Source organism: Vallitalea longa, from assembly GCF_027923465.1.
GTDB classification, from domain to species: Bacteria; Bacillota; Clostridia; order Lachnospirales; family Vallitaleaceae; genus Vallitalea; species Vallitalea longa.
Window position 1 is genome coordinate 66,828 of record NZ_BRLB01000017.1, and the last position, 26,264, is coordinate 93,091.

Here is a 26,264-nt window from a genome sequence, read left to right on the forward strand (position 1 = left end):
AGCTTTTCCTCCTAACTATTTTCATTGTCGTTTTTATGACAACATCAATATAAGTTTATCCCATGTCATAAATACTGTATAGATAGTCAAAATAGTACTCATTACTAAAACATATGGAATTTTTGCTATAAAAATCAATTTCAGACATATGTTTTAGTAGAATATTACCATTCTAAAAAAATAATTTTATATTCTTTCAAAATTACTAACTGCTTTTTAATTTTTTTCATACAAAAACTGTACAATAGTTACATCAACTTCAGCATATCGTTAGCCTTTTACTGCACCAATCATAACACCTTTTACAAAGTATTTCTGTAGGTATGGATACACAAATAAGATTGGTATTGTTGAGACCATAATTGTTGCAAATTTGACCGTTTCTGATACAATATCTTCAGTGTTTTGAAGCATCTCCGAATCTGACGCGATGAGTATGTCCCGCATAATAACCTGAAGTGGATGCATGCTTTTATCTCTGATAAGCAAAGATGGCCAAAACCATGAATTCCAATAATAAACAGCATAATACAATGTTATAACAGCCAATGTAGGCTTCAGCAAGGGCAACATAATTTTAGTTAATATAGTAACATGACCTGCTCCATCTATTCTTGCGGATTCTTCTAAACTGTCCGGAATACCAAAAAAAGCAGTTCTAAGAATGATAAGATTAAATGTATTTATCGCAAATGGAAGTATAGGTGCCCATATATTATTAACAAAGCCTAGTTCTTTATAAATCAAAAATTCTGGAACCAATCCACCTCTAAAAAACATTGTAAATGCTATAAACATCATTATCGGTGTTCCAAAAAGCACATTTTTTCTCGAAAGAAAATAAGCTCCCATACTTGTCAATATCAGAGATATACTTGTACCAGCAACTACGATAAATACAGAAATAGCAAATCCTCTTATAATTGACGGATTTCCCAAAACCATTTCATAGGCAGCCAATGTTGCCTTTCCCTTTGGCCATAATAAAATCCCTGTATGTTTGATAAGCTCATTTCCATTACTGATTGAGGCCATTAGAATATAAATCATCGGATAAAGTGTTATAAGTACAATCACAAACAGAACCAAATTATTTATACGATCAAATATAAATCCTGATAGTGTAACTTTAATTTTATTTTTTCTTTTCAAATCTACCATAATCCACCACCTGTATATCTTCTACTAATCTTATTCGCCATAAACAAAAAGCTAAGATTAATGATTGCATTAAATATTCCAACAGCTGAACTATAGCTCCAGTTTAAGTCAATGAGTCCAACTCTATAGACATATGAGGAGATAACATCTGCAACTTCATAAGTCGCGGGATTGTACAAAAGAATAATTTTTTCAAACCCTACTTCCATCACTCTTCCAATACGTATTATTAGCATAATGATTATTGTTGGCGTCAATCCAGGTAGAGTAACATGAAGTATTTTTTTGAAGCGATTAGCTCCATCAATTCCTGCTGCTTCATAAAGACTTGAATCAATTCCCATTAATGCAGCTAAATATATAATAGATTCCCACCCTGCTTTTTGCCAAATATCCGAGGCAATATAAATAAATCTAAAATTGTCAGGATTTTGCAGCAAAGATTCTCTTGTTCCTCCAAAGTAAACAAGTAAATCATTAAATATGCCATTTTGAGAGCTAAATTGGGTAATCATTCCTGCAATAACAACTAAGGAAATAAAGTGCGGTAAATAGGTGACTGTTTGAACCACTTTTTTAAAATATTTATTTGAAACTTCATTAAGTAAAATAGCAAAAATTATTGGTATGGGAAATCCAAAAAGAATTTGTAGAAAACTTAATGTAAAGGTATTTTTCAATACTCTAAAAAAATAGAAACTTTTAAAAAACTTTAAAAAGTGTTTAAATCCTACAAATTCACTACCTGCAATTCCTTTCATGGGTGTGAAATCTTTAAATGCTATAGTTGCACCATACATAGGCAAATATCTAAATAATATAAAGTAAATGAGCACAGGTAAAATTATAAGATAGAGAACTTTATTCCTTTTAAAATCTGATTTTATGATATGAATATAGTTTTTCTTCATTTTTTCCTCCAATGACGAATCCCCAAGCAATTTGCATGGAAATTCAAAATATAACAGAACTAATTAACGATTATTATATCTTTCAAGTGCTGTTTCATATGCTGACAGCATTTCATTGAGCCCCATTTTATTAATTGTTTCGACATAATTGTCCCATTCTGCTTCAACATCTAATGTACCGAATAATACTTTATAGAAGAATTCGTCCGCATAAGCTGTAATTTCACTTTGAATCGAAGCAACATTATCTACTTCTTCTTTTGAAAGTGTCACTAGAGGTAATTGTCTATTTTTAACGTTTGTATCTTTCCAAATATTAATTGCATCTTTTTGTTCTTGATACTGAGAATATTGTTCCATGTAACGTATATCTTGGATCATTGGTCCAAAGTAGGCAGAATGTGTATATGCCATCAACATCTCTCCAACATTTTTACCATCTGGATTGTTCATAATATATTCGGTATAGGTCGGATAACCATCAATCATCTCATAACTTTCACCTTCGATACCAAAATTATAAAGCATATGACCCTCTTCGCTATAACCATAATCTAAAAGTCGCATGGCTGCTTCAATATCTTCACATTTAGTACTAATACTAGTTCCAATTCCACTAAAAGTAAGATCACTCTGTCCAAATTCGGGATAATCGCCTGCAATAAGAACAGGATATTGTGTAGGAATCAATCCATAATTAGAATCATCTGCCATAGCTGTTAGCCATGCTCCCATACGACTACCTGTATGTCCAACAGCCGCTACCGCCTGTCCTGAAGTCATTTTAGCCGCCACTTGTGCTTTATCAAGACTAGCGATATCTTTGTCAATCAATCCTTCTTGATACCATTTTGAAAATGTTTTTAGAAATTCTTTAAATCCTGGTTGTATTGGACCATAGACAATTTTTCCATTTTCAAGATGCATATCAAAAGAAGTATTATACGCACCTACAAATGCATTAGTTGATTTAATAATACCCATCTCTGATGTTAAGGGAGATTGAATACCTAAATCTTTAAATACGGTTAAGGTTTTATGCCAATCATCAATCGTTACAGGTGTATCAAGACCATTTTGTTCAAGCAAGTCCTTTCTAACCATTGGACCAGCAAATGTTTGTAACAATTCTCCACCTCGAATTCTAGGAAAACAGTAATAAATTCCATCATCTGTTTTGATTTGTTTGTCAACTTCCGGATTTTCTTCTAAATATTTCATAAGGTTTGGCGCATATTGCATATAATCATTTAAAGGTAATATTAGCCCTTGATCGAGTGCGGCTTGAGGCCCTCCCGGATAACTTGTGATAAAGTTATATAGTACTAGATCTGGTAATTCTCCTGATGCCGCCAGCAAGCTAAATGCTTCCGGTGCTGATTGTACAATCCATTCCGTTTGTACACCAGTTCTTTTTGTTACTTCTTTATACAAGGGAGTTTCTCCTTGAGTTGCATATTCTGGATGAGAAAAAAAGTTAACCCAATATGTTAATTTGTGGTCACCCTCTAAAGGATATACTTCAGATACTTCTGTTTCTACTTCCTCATTATTTTTCGTTTCTACTTGATTCATTACTTCTGATTCATTTGAGACTTTATTTTCTGTTTTACCACAACCTGCAAGTAGGCTAAGCATCATTATCATAATTAGTAATAATGATATACATTTGACATTTGCTTTTTTCATGTTTTCATTCCTCCCAATTTTTCATTAATTAAAATGATTACCGTCAAGAAATTTATTCATTTGACAAAATCATTATGTATATATTTGTGCCAAATGTCTATTTACAAAAACGGAAAAAACTTTTAAAACAAAGACTTGAGCCTTATCATTTATGCATATTCTTAGCATTTTCTATATTCTATCGTCTACAGTAATAACTTTATTAATCTTTAACCTTTAACATGATGCATATAATTTCTTAATTATTATTGATAATAAAACTTGGTCATCACTTGGAATAACACTAACTTATCTTTAAGCAACGACTGTATTATATATTCACACTCAAATAAGCGCCATCATATATCAGGCGCTTATTTGATTTAAATAATTTATTGGTATTCTTATGCATTTTTATTATTTTTCACCATACAATATTGCATAACTGCCACCTTCATTGATTAGTAAGTCTTTAGCTGATGTTGTTTCGTCTTCAGTAGTAACAGTTGTAAATCCTCCATTTTCGTCAAGCTTTACTACTTTAGCATTTAAAATAGCAGTAAACTCTATTCGCATAGGAGAAGCAAAGATTTCTCCTGTCTGTCCTATTGTTATAATCTCATTTTTTAGAGATCCTTCTATTGACTTAGCTTTACCAACATAAATCTCCCTAATTTGAATAGGATCATAGAATGTATTGTTTTTAATCACTATCCTAATGTAACGTGCCTTATTATACACATCAATTAAGCTTCTTTCATAACCTTTATCTTCCTTTACATCTACAAAAGTTATTCCATCTAAACTTGTTTGAAATTTATACTTATAAAGACCATTTTTAGTCTCACTCAGACCCCAAAGCACTTCTACATCACTTACATTCTCTTCTCTTCCTAAGTCAATGGTTATTGTACTAGGATATTCTAGAACTGATTGTTTCCATACAGTACTTGGATTTCCGTCAACTATCTCTGTTCCTGCACCTGCAATAGTTTTTCCAAGAGCAAGATTTTGTTTATCTCTTGCTATGGTCATAGCGACTGATGAAGGCATTTGCTTATCTTGCGTGTTGCCAACTTCAATATATTCTACCTTACCATTCACATTAATTGGCATATATTTTGCAAATTGAGATAAAACTCCCTCTGTTTCTGTAATTACATCTTTATTTAAATAAATCTTATCTAACTGCTTAATGTATGCAACGCACTGACCATTGAATTTAACAATCTTCGCATCCGTAGCGGCTAAAATTTGTAAGTTTCCTAAGTTTGCTAACACTTTTTCAGATGAAGATATGTTAATTTCTTCTTTTGTATATTCAACGGAAACATCACTTAATGGTAAATTACTTTTTATAACCTCTTTTTCACCTGCTTTTAAAACAGTACCATTTTGAATAACTACATAATTTACTATATAATCACGATCATAATTTACATATGCCATAACAGCATCTGTTCCATTTTCACCAAATGCTCTATATACAGGTGTTTTTTCATGAGTTATATAGTATGAACCTTTTTCAATATTACCTTCTTCTTTTTTAACTTCAATATTCATAGCACTAACTAATTTATTATCACCCATAGCTATTTTTTTTGTTGTAACTTGTGTCTGAGATCCCTCCATTATTGGATAAAGCACTGTATCAAAATTTTCTACTGAACCAGAATTTTTAACAAATGTAGCATACTTAATGGGTGTAATTTGTTGATATCCCTCTTCAATAGACTGTACCATATCTTCCTTAGAACTAGGAACAACTAAAATATTTGCACCCTCTGTGTAATTAGTTTTTGTTACTCCTGTTTCAGCATCAATAGAAGGCACTGCATTAACATCAAATATCCAAGTTTGAGTATATTTACGCTCACCTGCAACTGCATCTAAATAATCAGATACAATGAAAAATTTAAGTGGTTTGAAGAAGGTTATTTTACGGTTACTAATATAATTACCTTCAATAAGATCAGGTTTTTTATCTGTTTTTACCATTTTTTCAACAAGCTGAGCTGTTAAAATATCATGAGTATCGCTAAAGTTTGCGTAGCCTGATGTTGACATATTAGGATTACCCCAATTAGCATTGTATAATTGATAAGCAGATGTATCATCAATAGCAACTACGCTATGTGAAAATCTACTAACTCTCTGCCAATTAGAAATAGGCTCATTATTATAGCTTTTATCGCTTGTATCAGCTAAAAGTCTTCTACCGTACGCTGTTAATGTTAATGATAAAACGTCATTATGAGCATGTACATTTATTGGTGTCCAATTAGTGAAGGCAAATAAACTGTTTTTATCCCAACCATCTCTTATAGTTGCCCATCTTCCATCAGGATAAAATGCACTTTCATGACATGGTTCTGAGCCTTCATTTCTATATGTGGTAACATACAGCATTTCATCGTCGCCTTCATTTTTTGCAATTTTCGCTATTTGTTTGTATAGTTCAAGCTTTTTATCATAATGGTCATCACCATACTCTGCAACATATCCATTTGGCTCTAAACAATTCATGAAAAAAGTAGCAAAACGTTTTATTTGACTTTCTAGACTATCTGGAACCTTATATCCTAATTCTATCATTAATCTTTTATAATCATATATATTTTCAAATACATGTACTGGATATCCGTTTGTTGCTTCTATATATGATCCATCAGTTCTAATTAAATTACTTAACTGATATTCAATTCTGTTTGCGATAATGCCTAAGTTTTTATCTGTTGTGGTAAATTCAGGGAAAGATTCAACAATAGCTTTAGAAGCTGTAACCATTTCCATACCCCAGTTATTATCCTTTGCTGCTCCAAGCCAATATGTTGGTCTTACTAAAGCTTCTGCATCATCATATATAAACTTTAGTATTTGTAAATTATTATTTGGTGTCATTGACTTAGATTTCACAAGAGCATAGTAAGAATCTGTAACTAATTGCTCCCTAAAACCCGCATTAAGTGGTAAATTACTATGTCTAGTTGGAACATCAAGAAGTTCGTCTCCTCCTCCAACCTTTGTAAAATAGCAAAGTAGTTCTCTAATATATCGTGCTGCATATGTTTCATCATGTGTTTCTTCATATTTACCTACCAAACCTTCTTGATACCAAAATCTTGCATATGTATTTATAAACTGTCTGTCTATACCTGGTTTATTTTTATGTAAGAAATCCATTCCACCATATTTTTCTGTATTTCCTTCAAAGGAATAATATCTTATTCTTTCAGGAGCGTTCCAATTTATTTTAGTCTCTTTAAAAGCTAACTCTTCTGACACACCAACAAAAATCTTAGCTTCTTTATCTAGCTTAACTGATGAATCATACACATTACTTTCATTTGGTTTTTCAGGATCATGTTTCCTTGCAAATCCATAAAGTGAAAGTTCTGCACTTTGAATATTGGAAACATTTGTAATACCTTTTGGCATATTAAACCTAATATAAATTCTTTTTGAATTATCATCCACAGGCATACCACTATCTAATGTTTTAATATATTTTTGAGTTCCATAATTTATCGCTCCATTTTTCCCGCCTCTTATATACGAATCCGCATCAGGTTTAATTTCATAGGTAACATCGTCAGCTACAACGGTAAGAACAGGTGGCTTAGCCCCTTCTCTACTATCAAATACAACCTCTTCATTTTTATCATCATTTATTATAACCCAATCAAAAGAAGTTTGATTTTTTACTATTTTGCTTGCAATATTCTTTGTTACATCAAATTTATTATAACTTGGTTCTGGAGTAACAGTACCTCTTGCAATTACACTTACTTTATTATAAACATCATCCAATAAATCTTCTATACAACTGTAATTGTTACGTCTAACATCTGGATTCTCAATAATTCTATTTTTAGAAATATAATACTGTTGTACTAGTTTTTTTGCTTCCTCATAATTACCATCTTTAACACTTACCTCTGCAGCTTTTAATATTGGATTGTTCTTATAATCATAGTTAATTCTTGGCTTTAGTATCCACTCTCCTGTTTTTTCGTGCCATATTCCTAAGAATTCTTCATCTGTCATATTTCTTTCTCTTTGGAGTGGTTTTGCATTATAAGCTGGAACCGTAACTACAAATTCCTTTGTATCTGAAATATTTCCAGCTGTTATAGTTGCTGTTAATGTTACATCACTATTAGTAGTAGCAGGTTTTACCTCTCCATTATCTGTTATAACAGCTGTATTATTACTTTTCCAACTAATATCACTTCCATAAGGCCCTGTTCTTATAAGCAACAAATCAACATCTGCACTATTTCTTAAACTAAGTGCACTTTTATCTCTCTCTACAGATTCTTGTTCATCCTTAAGTATCGGTATTTCTACTGCAGCACTAATAGACCTTTGTAGATTGTCCCATAAAAAATAATACATAGTGTATTCTCCTGTGATAGGTATTGTTAATGATGTTCTTAATTCATCTGAATTACCTGCTGCCAATTTTTTTGAGTCTATTGCTATGTTTAATATCCTGTTATTTTTCTTATCAAATAACCCTAACATTAAATTAACATTCTTAGTTTTCAAAGACTTGTTGGTAGCTTTAATTATTACCTCCGCTTCCTCTCCATAATAAAAACAATTTTTCGGTGATAATTTTTTAAAGCTAATGTTTTCTGCACTAGTAAAATCCACTGCTTTTACATTATTAGGGATAAAAGATGTAAAAAAACAAAGCAGTAATACAATAGAAATGATGTTTTTTGCTTTTTTCTTAAATGTTTTCATAAAATACCCTCCGTTAAATTAGTTTATTAGTCGGTTGCAGAATTCCTCAACCGTTGATTAGCCTAACTTTTAAGCCGTTAGGTTTTTATATTTTCCTCCACTGTGAAAAAATAAATTGTTATCAAACAAAATGTTATCCACAGAGGAGGAGAATACCTTATTTTGTATTAGTAAACTTAAATAATTTAATATTTTTGAGCAAGTATCTGAAGTTAATAATCTCTGTAAAAAGCATCCCGTAGGGTTTCTCAATCTTCTTAGCAATAATTATAATATTAATGCCTTGATTCATGAATCTATTTCAAATAAATACTATGCTGATTTAGGAAGGTATCAAAAGTTTACGCTTTCATCAATTCTATCAGCTTTGATACTTATGCAAACATTTCTTATATCTACTACTGTTCTATTAAGTGTCTTTCTTATATCCTCTACTGAAATTATATTATATACTTCTAATTCTCCAATTTCTCTTTAGGTGGATATTGCAATATATCCATGTATGAATATTCACTATATGCATTTATATTAGATGGAATGAGTGTCTCATTAAAAAGAGTGCCTGCTCTATTTAACATTGGTTTAGTCATGTTTTGCAATTGACTTTCGGCACCTCCACCGGTAATTTGCTTCCATTCCCATTGTTTTTGTTTAAATATATATTGTTTTAAAAATTCAAACGCCTTTCTCATACTTCTGCCGTCACTGGATTCATATTGCCATAAATCAACCCTTGTGAAACGACGTCCAATATCAGCTATTCTTGACATGGTCCATAGGTTCATAGTGCTGTAGTTTACTGATTTTGTTCGTCTCAGTTCCAAGGGTTGACTGCCATTGGACAGAATCTGGCTTGCTATCCGCTTTATTTTTGCTTCTTCTAATTTTTTTTCTGCATCATCCTTTTTATCAAGATAAATCATTATACCTACAACCTGTGTATCATAGTTAGTACCATGGTTTTGTTCCATATCGTCTTCCTTTTTTCCGAAATTGCTTGTTCTAAGCCATGTTAAATAGTCGGTTAACCATGTTTTAATTTTCAATGAATCACTTTCAGATAAAAATTTGTCTCGGTCAAGCAATTGCACAGCTATTATAAGATTACTAATACTAGTCCACTCGATTATTCCAAGTTGTCTGCCTGGAGTTCCTCCGGGAACGCCTTGTCCATACTTTACACTAGGATTAACTTTAGTCTCCTCATCAATAAACCAAATCTTTATAATTTCTTTTGCTTTATCTGCATATTTTTTATCTCCAGAAAAATAGTATGCCATTGACAGTATTTCTAATGAATCAAACATCTTGCTTAAACGCACTTGATCTGTATGTGGCCCTCTTGTCTTAGGATTTACCTGTCCATCTTTAGGAATCCATGGAATACCATCTTTTTTGCTTGGGTCCGGCCAAAAGTATGGTGCAATGCTTAAATAATCATGTATATCTCCACTTTGCGGCATTATTGTTTTATTCGTTACTGGATCGGCTTTTTTATCGAGTTCTTTATTTGCTTTGGAGATAAGCTTGTTATATGCATCTATAAAATAATTGTTTCCCTTTGATATCTCCCCTTTTGACTTCAGTAAATTGTCCTCATTGTAATAAATAAGTTTTATGCTTGAATTTGTTAGTGCTACAGGCATCTTAATTATGGGATTGTTTAATGCTCCAATAGTATCAAAACGCATTTGGTCAACAAAAATATGTAGATCATTATTAGCTCTATTCATTTATAAAAAAACTCCCTCCATTATATATTAAAAACTAAACATCTTTGGAGCAGATGTATTAGCATTTTCAATATCCCATGCTCAAAATAAAACTACCTTATATCTATAGAAAAACTGGTAGTTTATTAATTTTATAGTTATTCTCATTTGAAAGTATATTTTCTAAATTAGAATACATTCGTTAATTAAAAATACAATGAACAAATCTATGTATTTATATTATCTTGTTAATACTATTTCTTTAATATTAACAACTATGTTACCCATTGCATTTTGTGAGTTATCAATAATCAACTTTTTAGCCTTTTGATCTTCTAATTTAATATTAACCTTGTTTCCTGAGCTAAGCCAAATCTCACCTATGCCCGCATAATCAGGAGTTTCTAGGAAATCAGTAGGAAAATCATACCACCAATAACCTATACAGGTATCTATAATTCCAAGTTTTCTTACAACTTTTCCATCCTTGTGGAAAATATATTTACTACCAACATTTTCCCATTCACCTATAATTTTATCAGAAAATGGACCAGCTGGTATTTCCATTTCAACTTCATGATTTAAATGAATTAAATCTACTACAGGCTCTGGTCTGCCCTTTATAAATATATCTGATAATGTCATAATTTCAACATTATCTTTATATACTGCAATTTTCACTTCTGTAGTTTCATTTATTGAAAATTGTGAAGTGTATTTATTACTTTTTCTGTTAGGTATAGTACAATCAGTTGTATAAAAAATTTCATATTCATTTTTAACATTGCCTGTTAAATATACTGATTTTACATCAATAGAAATTGACGTTACTTCATCAAAATAATTATCACCTAAAATAGATACAACTGTTGCAAAATTTACTTCGTCTTCATTGAACTTAATTAAATACATGCCAAGCCCGTTAAAAGCTCGTCTGTGCATTGACTTAAATGGACTCATATCATCTATTGCCCCATTATCCGAACCAAGTAATTTTATATTTGGGGATAAATATAATCCTGTAATATTATTTGCATATGATACAAAATTACCAGATTTGTCTTTAACTTCAAAAGTAAGTTGCGCCACGTTAATTTTTGTGTCTTCAGGTAAAATTTCTGCTGTTAATTGTATGTTATTTGGTGTATATGCAGTATTAAATTTTTCTTCAATAACTAAATTTCCATTTTCGTAACCTTTTGCTAAAATAGTCCCTTCTTCATATGGAACTAGCCACTCCAAATTTTTTAATGTACCTTTTGTTTTTTTACCTAAACTATTATCATTTAAGAATAACTCAACTTCTTCAAGGTTAGTATATACCCAAACTGGTACTTTTGTGCTTTTTTCCAAGTATCTATGTGTCCAATGCGGAAGTATATGTAATATCTTTTCTTCTTTCCACATACTTTGATATAGATAAAAATGGTCTTTAGGGAAATTTGCAGTATCTATTACACCAAAATTATGACTTTTTGATGGCCAAGCATGCGGGAATGCCTCTCCTACATAATCAAAACCTGTCCATCTAAATTCACCACATAAATATGGTAATTTTTCAACCAATGCCCATGAATCTCTAGCACAAGTTCTAACACCAGCATTATCATATGATGAATTATAATGAAAATTTTGGTCAAAGAAAATTTCTTCTTCTGTAAGATTTTCTATTTCCATTCTTGGTTGATTTTTATCTCTCCACCATGTTTTTGTTCTATAAAATCCTCTTGTTTGGAATGAATGTGGTGCTTCTGTTGCTACAAAAAGTTGATCAGGTCTTTTTTCGTGGTCTTGTTCATAAATAAAGCAAGCTCCTCCACCATCGTTATATCCAGCAACATCCAACAACGCACGATTATCGTCAGACGCTTTACTAGTTTGTTGTACTCCTGCAGTGATTTTTCTAGTATCATCTAAATTTCTAATTATAGCCATTAACTCTTTTGTGATTTCTGTGCTCATTTGAAGAACTTCGTTTCCTATACTCCACATTACCACACTAGGATGATTTCTATCTCTAATTATTAAATCTGATAAATCTTGAACATGGCATTTATCCCAAATTGTACCATAACCATATTTAACTTTTGGAATTTCCCAACCATCAAATGCTTCGTCCACAACCATCATGCCTAGTTCATCACATAAATCATAAAATTCAGGGTTAAATGGATTATGTGAAGTACGAATTGAATTACAGCCCATTTCTTTTAGCATTAAAATTCTTTTTTTCCATAATGATTTTGGTACTGCAGCACCAACACAGCCTCCATCATGGTGTAAACATACACCTTTAAAATATGTATGAATACCATTAAGGAAAAATCCTTGGTTTGGTTTAAATTCTAAAGAGCGAACTCCAAAATTAATTTCAACAGAATCCTTATGTGATTGATTATCTGTTTCTACTGAAACTATGCATTTATATAGATATGGTGAATTGCATGACCATAATTTAGTATCCTTTATATCTAAAATATTATTAAAATTATTCTCGCCAATGTTTAAATCAACTTTTGTTTCAAATCTCTCTACTAGATTACCATCTATATCTTGTATATCAATTTCTAAACTAACATTTTTTTCTTCTTGCAAGCTCACAACTGTTGTTAATACAGGTATAACCGATTTTCCATCTTCTACATATTTTGGTTTTATAAATACGCCATCATTTTTAATATATATATTATCCCCAGACATTATCCAAACATTTCGTGTAATACCTTGTCCATTAAACCATCTTGTAGATGGTTCTTTTGATCCATCTAGATAAACTGCAATAAGATTTACTCCTTGTTTTAAATAATCACTAATGTTTACACAAAGTGAGCTATATCCATATTCACGGCTATAAACCTTTTCACCATTTACGTATATTGTGGAATTGCTGTACACACCCTCAAATAATAAAAAAGTTTGATTATCAGGAACTTTTTCAAGTTTCATATATTTTCTATACCAAAGCGTACCTGTTCTAACATATCCACCTTGGTGTGAGCTTAAATTAGATTTATCAAAAACATTTTCAATGGTATAATCATGTGGTAACTCTACTGGTTTAAAAACCGTCATACTTTGGACTAAATCTTTATTTGTTTCCACATCTATATTTGTATATTCCCAATTGTCATTAAAATTTATTTTTTTCATGATTTCACCTCGTATTTTAATTTATCTGACAAGATCATTATGTATATATTTGTACTAATTGTCTATTTACAAAAACGAAAAAAGCTTTTAAAACAAAGATTTGAGTCTTATCATTTATGCATATTCTTAGCATTTTCTATATTTTGTCGTCTATATTGACCGGGAGTAATATACTCAATGCTTTTAAATATACGGATAAAACTTGTATCATATAATATACCTATCTTATTTGCTATTTCATTTATACTCAGATTGGTATTTAAAAGTAATTCTTTTGCATGATTAATACGGACTTGATTTATTTTTTTTAGAATACTAATATTTTTTTCACCTTTATATAATTTTGTTAAATACGATGGTGTTAGCTGAAAATAATCTGCCAATTTTGAAACATTAATTTCACTATTCATAAAATTATTTTCAATATAAGCATTAATTTTTTCACTAAGAAGCACCGATTGTTCAGCCTTTATATATTCAGTATACAGCTGACAAACTTTCTCCATCAGGACATTCAATTTTTTTTTCATATCCAATAAACTTTTTGCTCCAATTATTTTCATAAGCTCTTTGTCCTGGTCTATTATGTTTTTTTGATTTAATTTTCCCATGGATTTAAGAACTGTAGCGGTTATATCAAATATCAGATTTTTGCCAACATTAATACCTATGTTATTGACATCAAAATTCTTTCGATATAATACTTTTAACAAATCTTTTGCTTTATCAACATCACCATTTTTTATATAATTTGTCAGTATTTGTTCTTCGCTTAATGGATAATAATAAGGTTCATTGTTTTGGATTTCCTCATAAAACATAACTGAATCCGATTCATATTTTTGAATATAGTCTAAACAACTTAGACTTTCTTGGTAAGCTTCTGGAACATCAAGAAGGGATTTATAGCAATTACTGACAGCAACATTGAGCTGAATCAATATGACTTTATCAAGTTCCTGTTTTAATTGATCAACCCAATCATAAATTTGTGTATGCATTCTATTCCATGTATTTTTATTGCTGTTTGCCACAAGAATAATCTTGTTATTTCTAATACTATAAAAGATATTAGAACATTTTTTTAATATTTCCTGAAAATACTCACCTATTTTAACAAATGGAACTAGATCATGTCTTGACTTTTCCCGTTCAAGTGTATTTACCTGTATAATTATTACCGTAAACAAATCATATTCTAGCTTTATGTCAAATTGTCCAATTCTATCTTTAATTATTTTCAAATCATTCAAGTCACCATTAAGTAATCTATTAATAAAGTTTTTTCTAAGTATATTTTTTTGTTCTTTAACTTTATCTTCAAGTGAATCTAATTTGAAAAATGTTTTTTCAAAAGCTGACTGTAAGTATGTATATTCTTCTCCATTGTTTTCATCTGTTTGTTGATACTTTTCTGAAACCATGTTAATTATTTTTTTTACAGGCTTATAATTTCTTTTAGAAAATTTGTAAGCAAGTATTGTCCCTAAAATCAAATTTAATAGGGTAGCAAGAATAACCATATGTGTATAATTATTTTTTTTTGCTTGAAAATCTGTAACATCTGTTAACACAACATATTTCCAATCATTGATATTTGATTTTACTGAAAAGGCTACCATTTGTTTGTTTTCATATTCACTATAAACATAATCTCCGTTATCACTTAAGACATCATAATTGAATGCTTTTATCGGAGTAAAATTATTAGAAGATGCTATTACTTCATTATTATTAGCCAAAATATATATAACCGCCTTATCTGACAACTCATAGTCTTTCAAGTTTGAGACTATTTTCTCACTTTCTATACTAACAAACAGGTTATCATTATCTATCTTATTTGAATTAAAAGGTAAAGACATTGCAAAAGCAATATTATCTTTAAGCAACGACTGTGTTATATATTCGCTTTTATATTGTTGTTTCATATAATCAATCCACTGGTCATGACTAGTATATGTTTCCTTATCTACATAATAATCATAAACATATTGGTCACTCAAATAAGCACCATCATACATCAGCCGCTTGTTTGAATTAAAATATATAAGAATGTTATCAATATCTGAATTGCTTACTTTTAGTATTTCCTTATACTTTATTAGTTCTAATATTTCATATCGATGGGATTCAAGTTCATTATTTCTATTTTCTTTGAGTAAACCAAGAACCTTAGCATCGTTTGCTAACATAACCGCAGTTCTTCTTAAAGATACTAATTTTTCATCAATACTTGACTGCAGTTGCATTAGTCCTGCGCTTCGTGTTTTGCTTATTTCCTCCTCAATAATAACACTTGAATACCTAAACAAGAAAAAATTAATAAGAAGTGGTAGAACCAACATGATGATATATGTTATAAACCAAATACGAATTATTTTACTAAACTTTTTTTTATTTTTCATCATATGAATCCCCTTCAAAAAAAGTAAAATATTAATTCCTGGCTCAAGAATCGGTTTTCAATAACTTCTGTAAATACATCTGAATACTTGGCTAACCCTTTTGTTATTATACTTTAGTTACTATATTATAATTTTTGCTTAAAGCTATACACCCCTGAGCCAACATCTATGTAACCACCATTTTTTGTATATGTTTCTTTTTTTACACAACTAATGTTTTCTCCACACATTATGGCTACATCTGAATCAAATGGCAGCACTATCTTAGCTGTGGTATTAGCTGGAATAGTTGCATCTATTTCAAATATACCTTTATCCATTCTCCAATGAGATCTAATTTTACCATAAATAGAATCAAAACTTCCTTTTATCCATTTTATATCCCCCATAGGTGTTGGCTTAATCATTATTTCTTTAAAACCAGGTTTTAAAGGTCTAATCCCTGCTAAATGCGAAAACAGCCATGCATCAAATCCACATTTAAAAGGATGGTTTAGTGAACCTGTATTTCTGGGCACACCATAATCCTGATCCCCTTCCCATCTCTCAGGAAGTGTTGTATAACCCTTATTTATTAAGTAAACAAAACCAGGATAACCACTTTGTACTAAAGTTTTATATGCTTCTTCTTTATACCCAAAATCAGTTAACACTTCGAAAACATACTTTGTTCCAATATGTCCTGTTGTTAAGTGGAATCCTTCATCTCTTATGCTTTTAACTAAAGCTTTCACAACCTTTTGTACATATGATTCTTCAACTAATTTTATCTTTAATGCAAAACTATCTGCTGTTTGAGACCCATAACTATTTTTCCCTTTATTAAAGTACCTTTTGTTAAAAGCTTTTTTTATTTTATGAGATAATATAGTATATTTTTGATAATCCTCTTCAAATCCAAGAATCTTAGCGATCTCTGCTGTTTGAGTTGCACTTTGAAAAAAGTATGCTGTTGATATAAGGTCATGGGGTACATCTAGATTTTCTCTTCCTCCAGGATACCACCAGTCACCAATACCAAATGAAATAAGATATGCTTCACAACGGCTACGAAGATGATCTGTCCAATCCTTTATTGCTTGATATTGATCTTTTAATATCCACTTATCCTCATAAAAGATATATAAAAGCAACGGAATAGTCACCTGAGCTGTTCCCCATGCTGGAGCAGCCTCACCACAGGTTCTTTTACCTGGCACCACCATTGTCCATTGTCCATTAACTTTCCGTGAGGATTCAATATCTTTTACAAATTTCTCCCAAAAATGAACAGAATTCCAATTATACATAATAGAATCAGAAACAATCATAGCATCTCCTAACCAACCGCATTTTTCCCTAATAGGACAATCTGTAATATTACCTTGAAGATTGCTTGTTATTGTATGTCTAGCCATTTGATGTATTTTATTGATATCACCATTACTTGATTCAAATTCACCCGATTCCTCTAAATCAGTATACACTGCAATGGCCTTAAGAACGCTAATATCAGGTTTACATGTAAGACCTGTTACTTCTGCATAACGAAAACCACTATAATTAAATCTTGCTTCATATATTTCTTTACCCTCACCTTTGATAATATAACGATGTGTCTGTGGTATAAATAAATTCTTCAAACTACATGAATTGGTATTAATCATACCATTTTCTGATAATGATTCAGCATACCTTATAGTAATTTCAGCACCTGCTACCCCTTCTACTGTAAGCTTAGTCCACCCAGCTAGGTTATGCCCAAAATCAAAAACAAAAACATGATTTTGTGGTTCACTAATATTAACTGGGTCAATAAATTCCATGGTTTTTATAGGTGGCATCATTTGAGATGCTAGTGCACCACCAGGTTTTGATTCTATTTGGGTCATAAACCATTCTTCATCATTGAAACCTGGAAAATTCCATCCTGATTGAACCATTCTAGAATCATAAGTTTCTCCATTATATACATGATTTAGCACAATGGGACCCAAACTACACTTCCAACTTGTATTACTAAAAATAACCTCTTTTGCTCCATCTTCATACTCAATCTCTATTTGACATAATAATCTAGGATTTCCATACATTACTTTGTGCTTCCACATACGGGTTTGATTATACCACCCGTCACCGAGCATAATTCCAATAGCATTATTACCCTTCTTCAAATATGATGCAATATCATATGTAGTATAAAAAACTCTAACATCATAATCTGTTTGTGCAGGTTCAAGTACATGATCACCTATTTTAGTACCATTCATACTAGCTTCATAATATCCAAGACCTGTTAAATAAATTCTAGCTTTCTTTACCTCTTTTGAGACAAAAAATTCTTTTCTAAAAAGAGGAGACCAAGATTGTTTATAACGCTTTCCCATACCAATCCATTGACCTTGCCAATCTTCTTTATTAAGAAGTCCCATTTCCCAGTAAGCTATTTCTGATTCTTTATAAACATAGTCCGAAATCCATACCTTTACCTTCCAATAACATGTTTCACGAGAATTAAGTGTTTCTCCCTTATATTCAACATTTACCGAACGATCATCAGTTATCTTTCCACTATCCCAGAGATCATAATCTTCTTCTATCAATTTTTTCTTAGTTGAAGATACCATTATTTTGTAATCTTTTTGCTTAACTTCATGTAGTTGCGATTGTATTTTCCAGCTTAATCTTGGTTTTATACAATCAATACCTATGAATTCTTGTAAATTTTCGCATCTTAATTCATTAATAACAAATAAATTATTTTTCAAAATCGTTTACTCCTATTATTATTTTTCTACATCTATATATTTGCCTATTACAACATCCCAAGCTTCCAAGTTAATTTTACCAGTCATCTCTATACCTTTTATTTATGCACTTTATTTATACATTTTATTTATTATTTAATTCTATGTTTATTATACCTTTACCATTATTTAATATAACCTTTATATGACCTGTTGGCACTTTTATTTTAAGCTCAAAATCCTTAAGCTCTTCTGGAAAATGTGGTTCAAATTTTACATCTTTCCAGCCTGGAACTGCTGGTTTAACACCAGCCAAATCTTCTAGCAACACTATTATAGGAGTACTTGCCCATGCATGGCACAAGCTGGTATTCCACTTTTGTTCTAATCCCCATACTTCAAAGCATGTAGTTGCCCCTTCTTTAATCATATTACCCCAAGAGTGCTCATCTTCAGATACTAATAAATTATACATTAATTTGTATTCACCAACTCTCGAAAGTGCTTTTAATACAAAATATGCCATATAAACTCCACAAGAAAGTCTTTTTTCTCTAATCAATTGTACTGTTTCACTAATGCTCTCTTCTGGTGTAATACCATAATATAAAGGCAATACATTAGCATGTAGAGATGAATGAGATGAATTTACAGAATCAACAAACAGCTTTGTTTCAGGGTTATAGAATGCCTTAATAAAACTTTCTCTCAGACTTTTCAAATTATTTTTTATTGGAATTGCTAGTATTTCTCTAATTCTATTAATATCTCTTTTCATTCCATAATAAAATGCGTTCATTACAGAGTGTACACAGTCACCTATTGGTGAATTTTCGTCAAAATCATAATCATCACGTAGATTTTTAGGCCAATCCACTAAATTAGATTTTTCATAAATATTATTAACAAGACCGTCATCCCCTGCATGTTTGTCAAACCATTTCTCTATACCCACAACTATAGGGAATAATTCTTTTACTGTTTCAATATCCCCTGTATATTGATAATAAGTTAAGATTTGTTCAGGATATTGACAAGAATAATCAGCACACTCACATATTCTACTTGAAGGTGCTACACACAACATCCCTTTGCACCCTCTTGTAGAATATGCAAAATTGTACAACATCTTTTTATACATTTTGCTATCACCCGATAATAACATTTGAGAATGTGCTGTTATGGTTGCATCACCTAGATATTGACCTTTTTCTCTTGATGGACAATCCAAATATCCCTCTTGTGATCCATATTTTACACCATTTTTACATATGTCAAATACCCCATCTAATACAACATTTGATGACTTAACTGTATAATTTTCATCATCCATAGGTGCATGCCTGATTTCAACTTTTATACTATTAACATCTACTGAATTATTAGGTGCTATTATCTCAAAATATCTAAAAGCTATATAATCATAAAATTCTACATTATCTATATTTCCTGACAAAGTCCAATACTGCTGATAATCACAATTACATCTCATCTTGTATCGCACAACTTTTTCCTCTAGCAATTCCTCTCCACAGCGAACTTCTATCCTGCCACCGCTCTCACCTTGTGCCATTAATTTAACTTGTCCAACTATTTCTTGCCCCACATCAATAAAAAGATGTCCTGGTTCAATCTCTTCAATAGTTTTAGGTTTAATTGTATATACCGAAAGATTAGGTGTCTTCTGTGGGTATAATATATGATCATCATAAATGTTTACAAAAGCATTGTCCCAATCATTATCATCATAGTCTATATTCTTCCAAAGAGCAGGTAATAAACGTGCATCAATATTCTCCATAAATTGGGTTCTATAACCAATAATATTATGATAACCCCATGCTTTACATATGTTAATCTTCCAACTACTATCTGTTTCTAGAATAATTTTATCATCCAATACGATATTAGCTATTAGTCCCTGTCTATAATCCCCACTATTCCATACCCGATTAAAAAGACCTTGATAATAAACATGCACAGCTATTACATTTTCTCCATCTACAAGATAATCGCCTATTGGTATTGTATTGTAGTTATAATGGAAATGATATGCTGGTGCTGGTCCTTGGGTTACAAAAAAACCATTAATATATAACTTATAGTAATCATCAGCTGTGATATTTATTACTGTATTTTTTACATTAGTTTCATTAATAATAAATTTCTTTCTTACTAACATGTGATGATTTAAAAAATTTTCATCACCAGTTGGGATATTCTTATTTTTCATTTCATAATTTCTATCAGGATAGTCTATTGGTTTAATACCGAAGAAATTTTTATCCATTATCCACTTTGCATTTTTTAAGTTATTCATGAATTTTCTCCTAAATTTATTATAATTTCTCATAACTACTATTATTTAGGACTCTACTATCTTTACACCCATTAAGTCCTTTTTTACTCTAAAACTACATCTCCCAAAAGTCCTGTTGGTTCTTGCATTGCATATATTGAGAACCTATCATGTATTTGCTTTGCAAGTGTATTTGTTACTTCAACACAAAGTATATTTTTCCCTTTCTTCAAAGCACCTTTAAGCTGGAATTGATATGGTGGGCAGATACTAATCCCAAGGTCAATATCATTTAACCAAACCTGTGCTGTTTCATACACCTCACCCAAATCAATAAAATGTACTTTTTGTTCTTGTTTATAATCAAACTCAATTATATATCTAACTGTACCAACAAAATGTGGTAATAAATCGGGAGCACTTAAGCTTGTTAATTTTGATATTTCTTTAAAATAGGTAAACTTAGGATATCTATCTACACTAGATAGTGATACCTTCCAATTCCCACTGATTATTCGCTTACAATCACCGGGCTCATGACGTACTAAAAGGCTCTCTGTATTTTCTTTGCTATTAATGAAAATAGCGGATTCATAAGGCTTAAGTTCCACCTGCAAGATATGCCCATTTTCCTCATAATAGTTTTGATATTCCAATGGTCTATATCTATAATTATACATGTAAACATCCATTCCAATATCCACTTGTGTTTTAACTGTTTCATGAATACTTTCATTAAAAAACATATAGATGTTTTTATTATTCTTTTTATAATGATAGCTACGTAAAAACTTATATGGTTTTTGTAACTTTAAATCATAATAATCATTATTATACATAAAGTCTACTAACTGTTCTAATGGTATCACTATAATATTATCGTACTGCTCGAACATATTTGCATTAATCTTTTCACCTTGACAAGTTTCTTCTGGAAAATCTGAGATAAATATAATTGGAAGTCCTTTACAAGCTAACTGACAAATACTTGTAACCATCTGTTCGGGCATAAACTTAGCATATGGAATAATAAGACATTTATAAGCTTCTTTATTTATTATTAGTTCATTAGCTTGGACTTTAAACTCTCCTTTTTCAAACAAATCAATTGGAACAATATCTGCATCAATCTGATTTTCCATTAAAGCTCTTAAAGGATCTGTAAACTTCATTGCATCTCCACTCCAGCTGGATTCTGCATGATAAATAATGGCAGCAGAAGCAATATGTGTCCCATCACTTAATAGTTCTGAAACCTGATTCATGTATGTCATTAAGATATGAAAGTAACGATATTGTGGATTTTTACCTTCTGCATAAAAATGAGGCGGACAATCTCTATCTGGAAATCCTTTTGCTGTAAATGCATGAGGAACAAAATAATTAATTCCCCTAACAAGCATATGATCTGTAATCCACTTCATGAGCTTTATACCCTCACTCCAACCATATGCACCATAGACTTCACACATTGCACGTCCTTTTTTCTTTTCATCAATATGCGCAAGAGAAGCACCTAGTTTACCTAGTGCGTAATGATAAAATGTTCCATCTTTCTCTCCTGAAAGATTTCCTTTAAATCCGATATAGTAATTAAACTCTTGATATCCTGGTATAATTTGTTGTAAAACAACATCAATACCTGACATATCCTGTCCCCATAATGCTCGAAAAAAATGTCCTGTCCCACGACCAAGCTGTGTATGTATATCGTTATCCTCAATTACATGTCCAACATAATCAATGCCTCTTTCTCTACACCACTGACCAATCTGCATTGCAAAGTTATTGCCATATAATGATGAAACGTGATTCATATAGTGATAACGTGCTTTCGCAGTATTGTTACCAGCATCTACCCACAAACCAGGAAGTAAAACTGCAAAAGATTCTCCTGCTTCCGTTGATAATTCATCAAGAAGTCCTACATCCCACGGCAATGCAACATCAAATCTACCAATACTACCATCACCATCCAAAACATTTCTAAACTGAGGTTCATCAGAAAAAAAGCCAGCAAATGTCGTTCCAAAATCTTCTTTATAGTGCTTATAATGTGGTTCATAAACAATATCTATAAGAGCTCTTGTAGCTTCTTTTGAAATCATATTCATATGTGTTTGTTCTTCACCATTTTCTCTTGTCATTACAAATACAAACACATACCAATAACCTTGTGGTACATCCCAATATAGAATACCATCTACAATATTACTGGTAACTTCAATACAATCACTCACTTCAAATGCTTTGTTCTCTCTTTTTGCTGCAACCACTGCTACTATCTCATCTTCATCGTCCTTTAGTAAGTCCCCTACTAAAAATGATGCACCCTTTTGTTCTCCAACAGCAGATATAATTTCTTTTCTTATAAACCACTTTCTATGTTGTGGAAAATCACTTAATAATTTTCCTGCAAGTCTTCCAGTAGGAAATCTTATGTCATCAAGAACCCATACCTTAATGGAATTTTCACGAGCAATCTCCATGATAATATCCATATCTTTCCACCATTTTTCTGCCATAAAATCAGGATGGATGCGTGATTCCACGCAAACACCTTTAATTCCTGATTCTATAATCTTCTCCATTCTATTTCTTAGAGTAGGTTCATCTTCACCATGAACCCATAAGAATGGAAATATATGATTCTTACTTATATTATTAATATCATTCATAATTTTCTCCTACTCTAGTCCATTACTTGAATAAGTAAAAACGTAATTACCCGAACCTAAAGTAATCACTAACTCATTATTTTCAATTTCATATTTAACAGTCTCATCCAAATCCTGCTCACAAATTCCTGGTAGATAAACTTTTGCAGTTGTGTTACATGGTATGGCTAATGACACAGTTATAGTTTCTTCATTAATTTCCCACATTGATTCTATACGACCATATAATGTATTAATGCCACCTTTGGCAAAACTTAATAATCTATTAGGTTTTGGTGCAATATTAAATGTTTGAAATCCACTGTTTGGCGTAATACCTAGAACAACTTCAAATAGCCATTGAGCAATAGAACCATATGCATAATGATTAAATGAGTTCATTGTACCAGGATTAATAGATCCATCTGGCAACAAACTATCCCATCTTTCCCATATTGTAGTTGCTCCCATATTTATTTGATACAGCCACCCTGGACATTCTTCATTAAGTAACATACGATAGGCATCTTCATTATAACCATTCTTACTTAATACATGAGCTATGTAAGGTGTTCCTACAAATCCTGTTGTTATACGGTGTTCTTCTCTTCTAACTAACTCTACTAAATGCTTTGCTGCTATTTTAACATTTTTTTCATCTAACAAATGAAAATGTAACGCCAAAGTATAAGCTGTTTGTGTTTCCCCCGAAACTCTACCTGACTCTGTGACAAATTCATAATTAAATGTTTGTTTAATCCGCTCTGCTAAATCAGTATATTCTTCAATATCATCAGAATATCCTAATATCTGAGCTGATTTTACCAATATAGTTGTTGAATAATAAAACATCGCAGTCGCAATCAAATCTTTTGGTGTTGCACCATGTCTGGTAGACAAACCATAACCATCTTTTGCTAACCAATCATTAAATTGGAACCCTGTATTCCATAAGGTTTCTGTTTCACCCTGAGCCCTAATGTACTCAACCCATTTTTTCATGCTATCGTACTGTCGTTCTAATATTGTTTGATCTTTGTAAAAACGATACAGAGTATAAGGAACTATAGTTGCAGCATCTCCCCATGCACTACAAGTTCCTGAATTTCTCATAACATCCGGAACAACAAAAGGAACAGCTCCATTGGGTAATTGATCAAATATCACATCTTTTAACCACTTATCATAGAATGTGACTGACATAGCATTATAACAAGCTGTAGCTGCAAATACCTGAGTATCTGCTGTCCATCCCAGTCTTTCATCTCGTTGAGGACAGTCAGTTGGAACATCAACAAAGTTACCCTTTTGTCCCCATACAATATTTTCATATAACTTATTTACCTTGTCATTAGAACAGGAAAACATGCCATTATATTCAATATCTGAACTAATAACTATACCTTTAAATTGATTAATATCAATATCACCAGGATATTCTTCTATTTTTACATATCTAAAGCCAAAAAAAGTAAAATGAGGTTCAAATGTTTCAACACCTTCACCCTTTAATGTATATAGTACTTCTGTTTTCGCACTACGCATATTAATATTATAGAACTCATTATTGAGCATTATTTCCCCATGCTTTAAGTAAATTCTATCTCCTTTATTACCTTGGGCACTTACTTTAACCCCTCCTACCATATTTTGACCAAAATCAAGGACTTTGTCCCCATTAGGTGTTGTAATAAGCTCTATTGGGGAAATTTCATCAATTACTCGAACCCCTGGAGTTACTTGCCCTACTATATCAAATTGATTTTCAGGTTTATATACTCTTACCCATGATAATTCATCATAGTTTTTAGTACTCTCTTTTCTAGCATCATAATACTCGCCATCGTATATTCCTGAGAAAAGAATAGCGCTTTGATCACTTTTCCATGATGCATCTGTAGCAATAATCTGTGACTGTCCATCTGCATACTTTACTTCAATCTGTGCTAACATAGCAACTGTGTCACCATATCGATTCTCCGGTCTTCCATCTTTTTTAAATCCTATTCTTCCCATATACCACCCACTACCTAGAGTAATGGCAATCTCATTTTCACCTTTTACAAGCATATCTTTAATATCATATGTTTGATATTGTAAGTGATGGTTATATGATGTCCAACCAGGCGCTAAAAGATCTTGGTTAACTTTATTATTATTAATTGCTGATTGATACATTCCCAAAGAAGTTATATACATTCTTGCTGACGTTGGTGTATCAGTTAGAACAATATTCTTTTTTAAAATTGGGCATTGTTCATTTGCATGAAATTTCACATCTGATGTTATCCATTTACCCAACCACTGGGTATCTAAAAATCCCATTTCAAAATATGCTACATCACTAAATGCTGATGCACCCTCATTAGTTTCAACCATTACACGCCAATATACTCGATCAAAAGCTGATAATTCTACTCCTTTATAAACAATTTGATTTGATTGATTTGAACTAACTAGACCTGTGTCCCATATCAAATATCTTTCTTCAAAATTTTCATTATTAGAACATTGTATTTGATAAGCTCTTTGAATAACATTCTTTTTTTTCGATACTATCTCCCATGAAAAACGTGGCTTCTTCACATCAATTCCAATTGGATTTCTTTGGTATTCACATTTAAGATCTATACATTTCATATTTTTTCTCCTATTTGTGCTTCTTATTTTGTTCCACTAGCATATTTAGTTATTTTAGTATTATTTCCAATTTTTTTCTAGGTTGATTCAGCTATTTTTAGGGGGGTATTTATATATCAAATACAATTTGTATAGTTTATGCGATATTATTAAAAGACTGTTTAAAAAAAGAAAAACATT

11 protein-coding genes are annotated in these 26,264 nt (G+C 31.3%); all 11 read right to left on the bottom strand.

What is annotated here, in order from left to right:
* Positions 1-270 precede the first annotated feature (270 nt).
* On the bottom strand, positions 271-1,161 hold the full coding sequence (locus QMG30_RS19975) for a carbohydrate ABC transporter permease (protein WP_281818553.1): 891 nt from the start codon (positions 1,159-1,161) through the stop codon (positions 271-273).
* Entirely contained in the window at positions 1,155-2,072 is a 918-nt protein-coding gene (locus tag QMG30_RS19980; RefSeq protein ID WP_281818555.1) for an ABC transporter permease, read from the bottom strand. Before QMG30_RS19980 ends, QMG30_RS19975 begins: the two co-directional genes overlap by 7 nt.
* Positions 2,073-2,135: 63 nt before the next feature.
* A complete protein-coding gene (locus QMG30_RS19985; protein WP_281818557.1) occupies positions 2,136-3,761 on the bottom strand; it encodes an extracellular solute-binding protein in 1,626 nt (541 codons plus the stop codon).
* A gap of 396 nt (positions 3,762-4,157) precedes the next feature.
* Positions 4,158-8,492, bottom strand: a complete 4,335-nt coding sequence (locus tag QMG30_RS19990) for a CBM96 family carbohydrate-binding protein (protein WP_281818560.1) — start codon at positions 8,490-8,492, stop codon at positions 4,158-4,160.
* 455 nt (positions 8,493-8,947) lie between these two features.
* A complete protein-coding gene (locus tag QMG30_RS19995; RefSeq protein WP_281818562.1) occupies positions 8,948-10,225 on the bottom strand; it encodes an alginate lyase family protein in 1,278 nt (425 codons plus the stop codon).
* A gap of 219 nt (positions 10,226-10,444) precedes the next feature.
* Positions 10,445-13,354 carry a glycoside hydrolase family 2 TIM barrel-domain containing protein gene (locus tag QMG30_RS20000; RefSeq protein WP_281818565.1) on the bottom strand — a complete coding sequence of 970 codons (2,910 nt, stop codon included), beginning with the start codon at positions 13,352-13,354 and terminating at the stop codon, positions 10,445-10,447.
* 110 nt (positions 13,355-13,464) lie between these two features.
* On the bottom strand, positions 13,465-15,762 hold the full coding sequence (locus QMG30_RS20005; RefSeq protein ID WP_281818567.1) for a helix-turn-helix domain-containing protein: 2,298 nt from the start codon (positions 15,760-15,762) through the stop codon (positions 13,465-13,467).
* A 125-nt stretch (positions 15,763-15,887) separates the two neighbouring features.
* Positions 15,888-18,509, bottom strand: coding sequence for a family 78 glycoside hydrolase catalytic domain (locus QMG30_RS20010; RefSeq protein ID WP_281818568.1), 2,622 nt, complete (start codon positions 18,507-18,509; stop codon positions 15,888-15,890).
* 124 nt (positions 18,510-18,633) lie between these two features.
* Positions 18,634-20,808, bottom strand: coding sequence for a family 78 glycoside hydrolase catalytic domain (locus QMG30_RS20015; protein ID WP_281818570.1), 2,175 nt, complete (start codon positions 20,806-20,808; stop codon positions 18,634-18,636).
* Between the two features lie 83 nt (positions 20,809-20,891).
* Positions 20,892-23,465, bottom strand: coding sequence for a glycosylhydrolase-like jelly roll fold domain-containing protein (locus QMG30_RS20020; RefSeq protein WP_281818571.1), 2,574 nt, complete (start codon positions 23,463-23,465; stop codon positions 20,892-20,894).
* A 9-nt stretch (positions 23,466-23,474) separates the two neighbouring features.
* Complete coding sequence (locus tag QMG30_RS20025) at positions 23,475-26,084, bottom strand: alpha-L-rhamnosidase (RefSeq protein WP_281818573.1); 2,610 nt, start codon at positions 26,082-26,084, stop codon at positions 23,475-23,477.
* Positions 26,085-26,264: the final 180 nt, after the last annotated feature.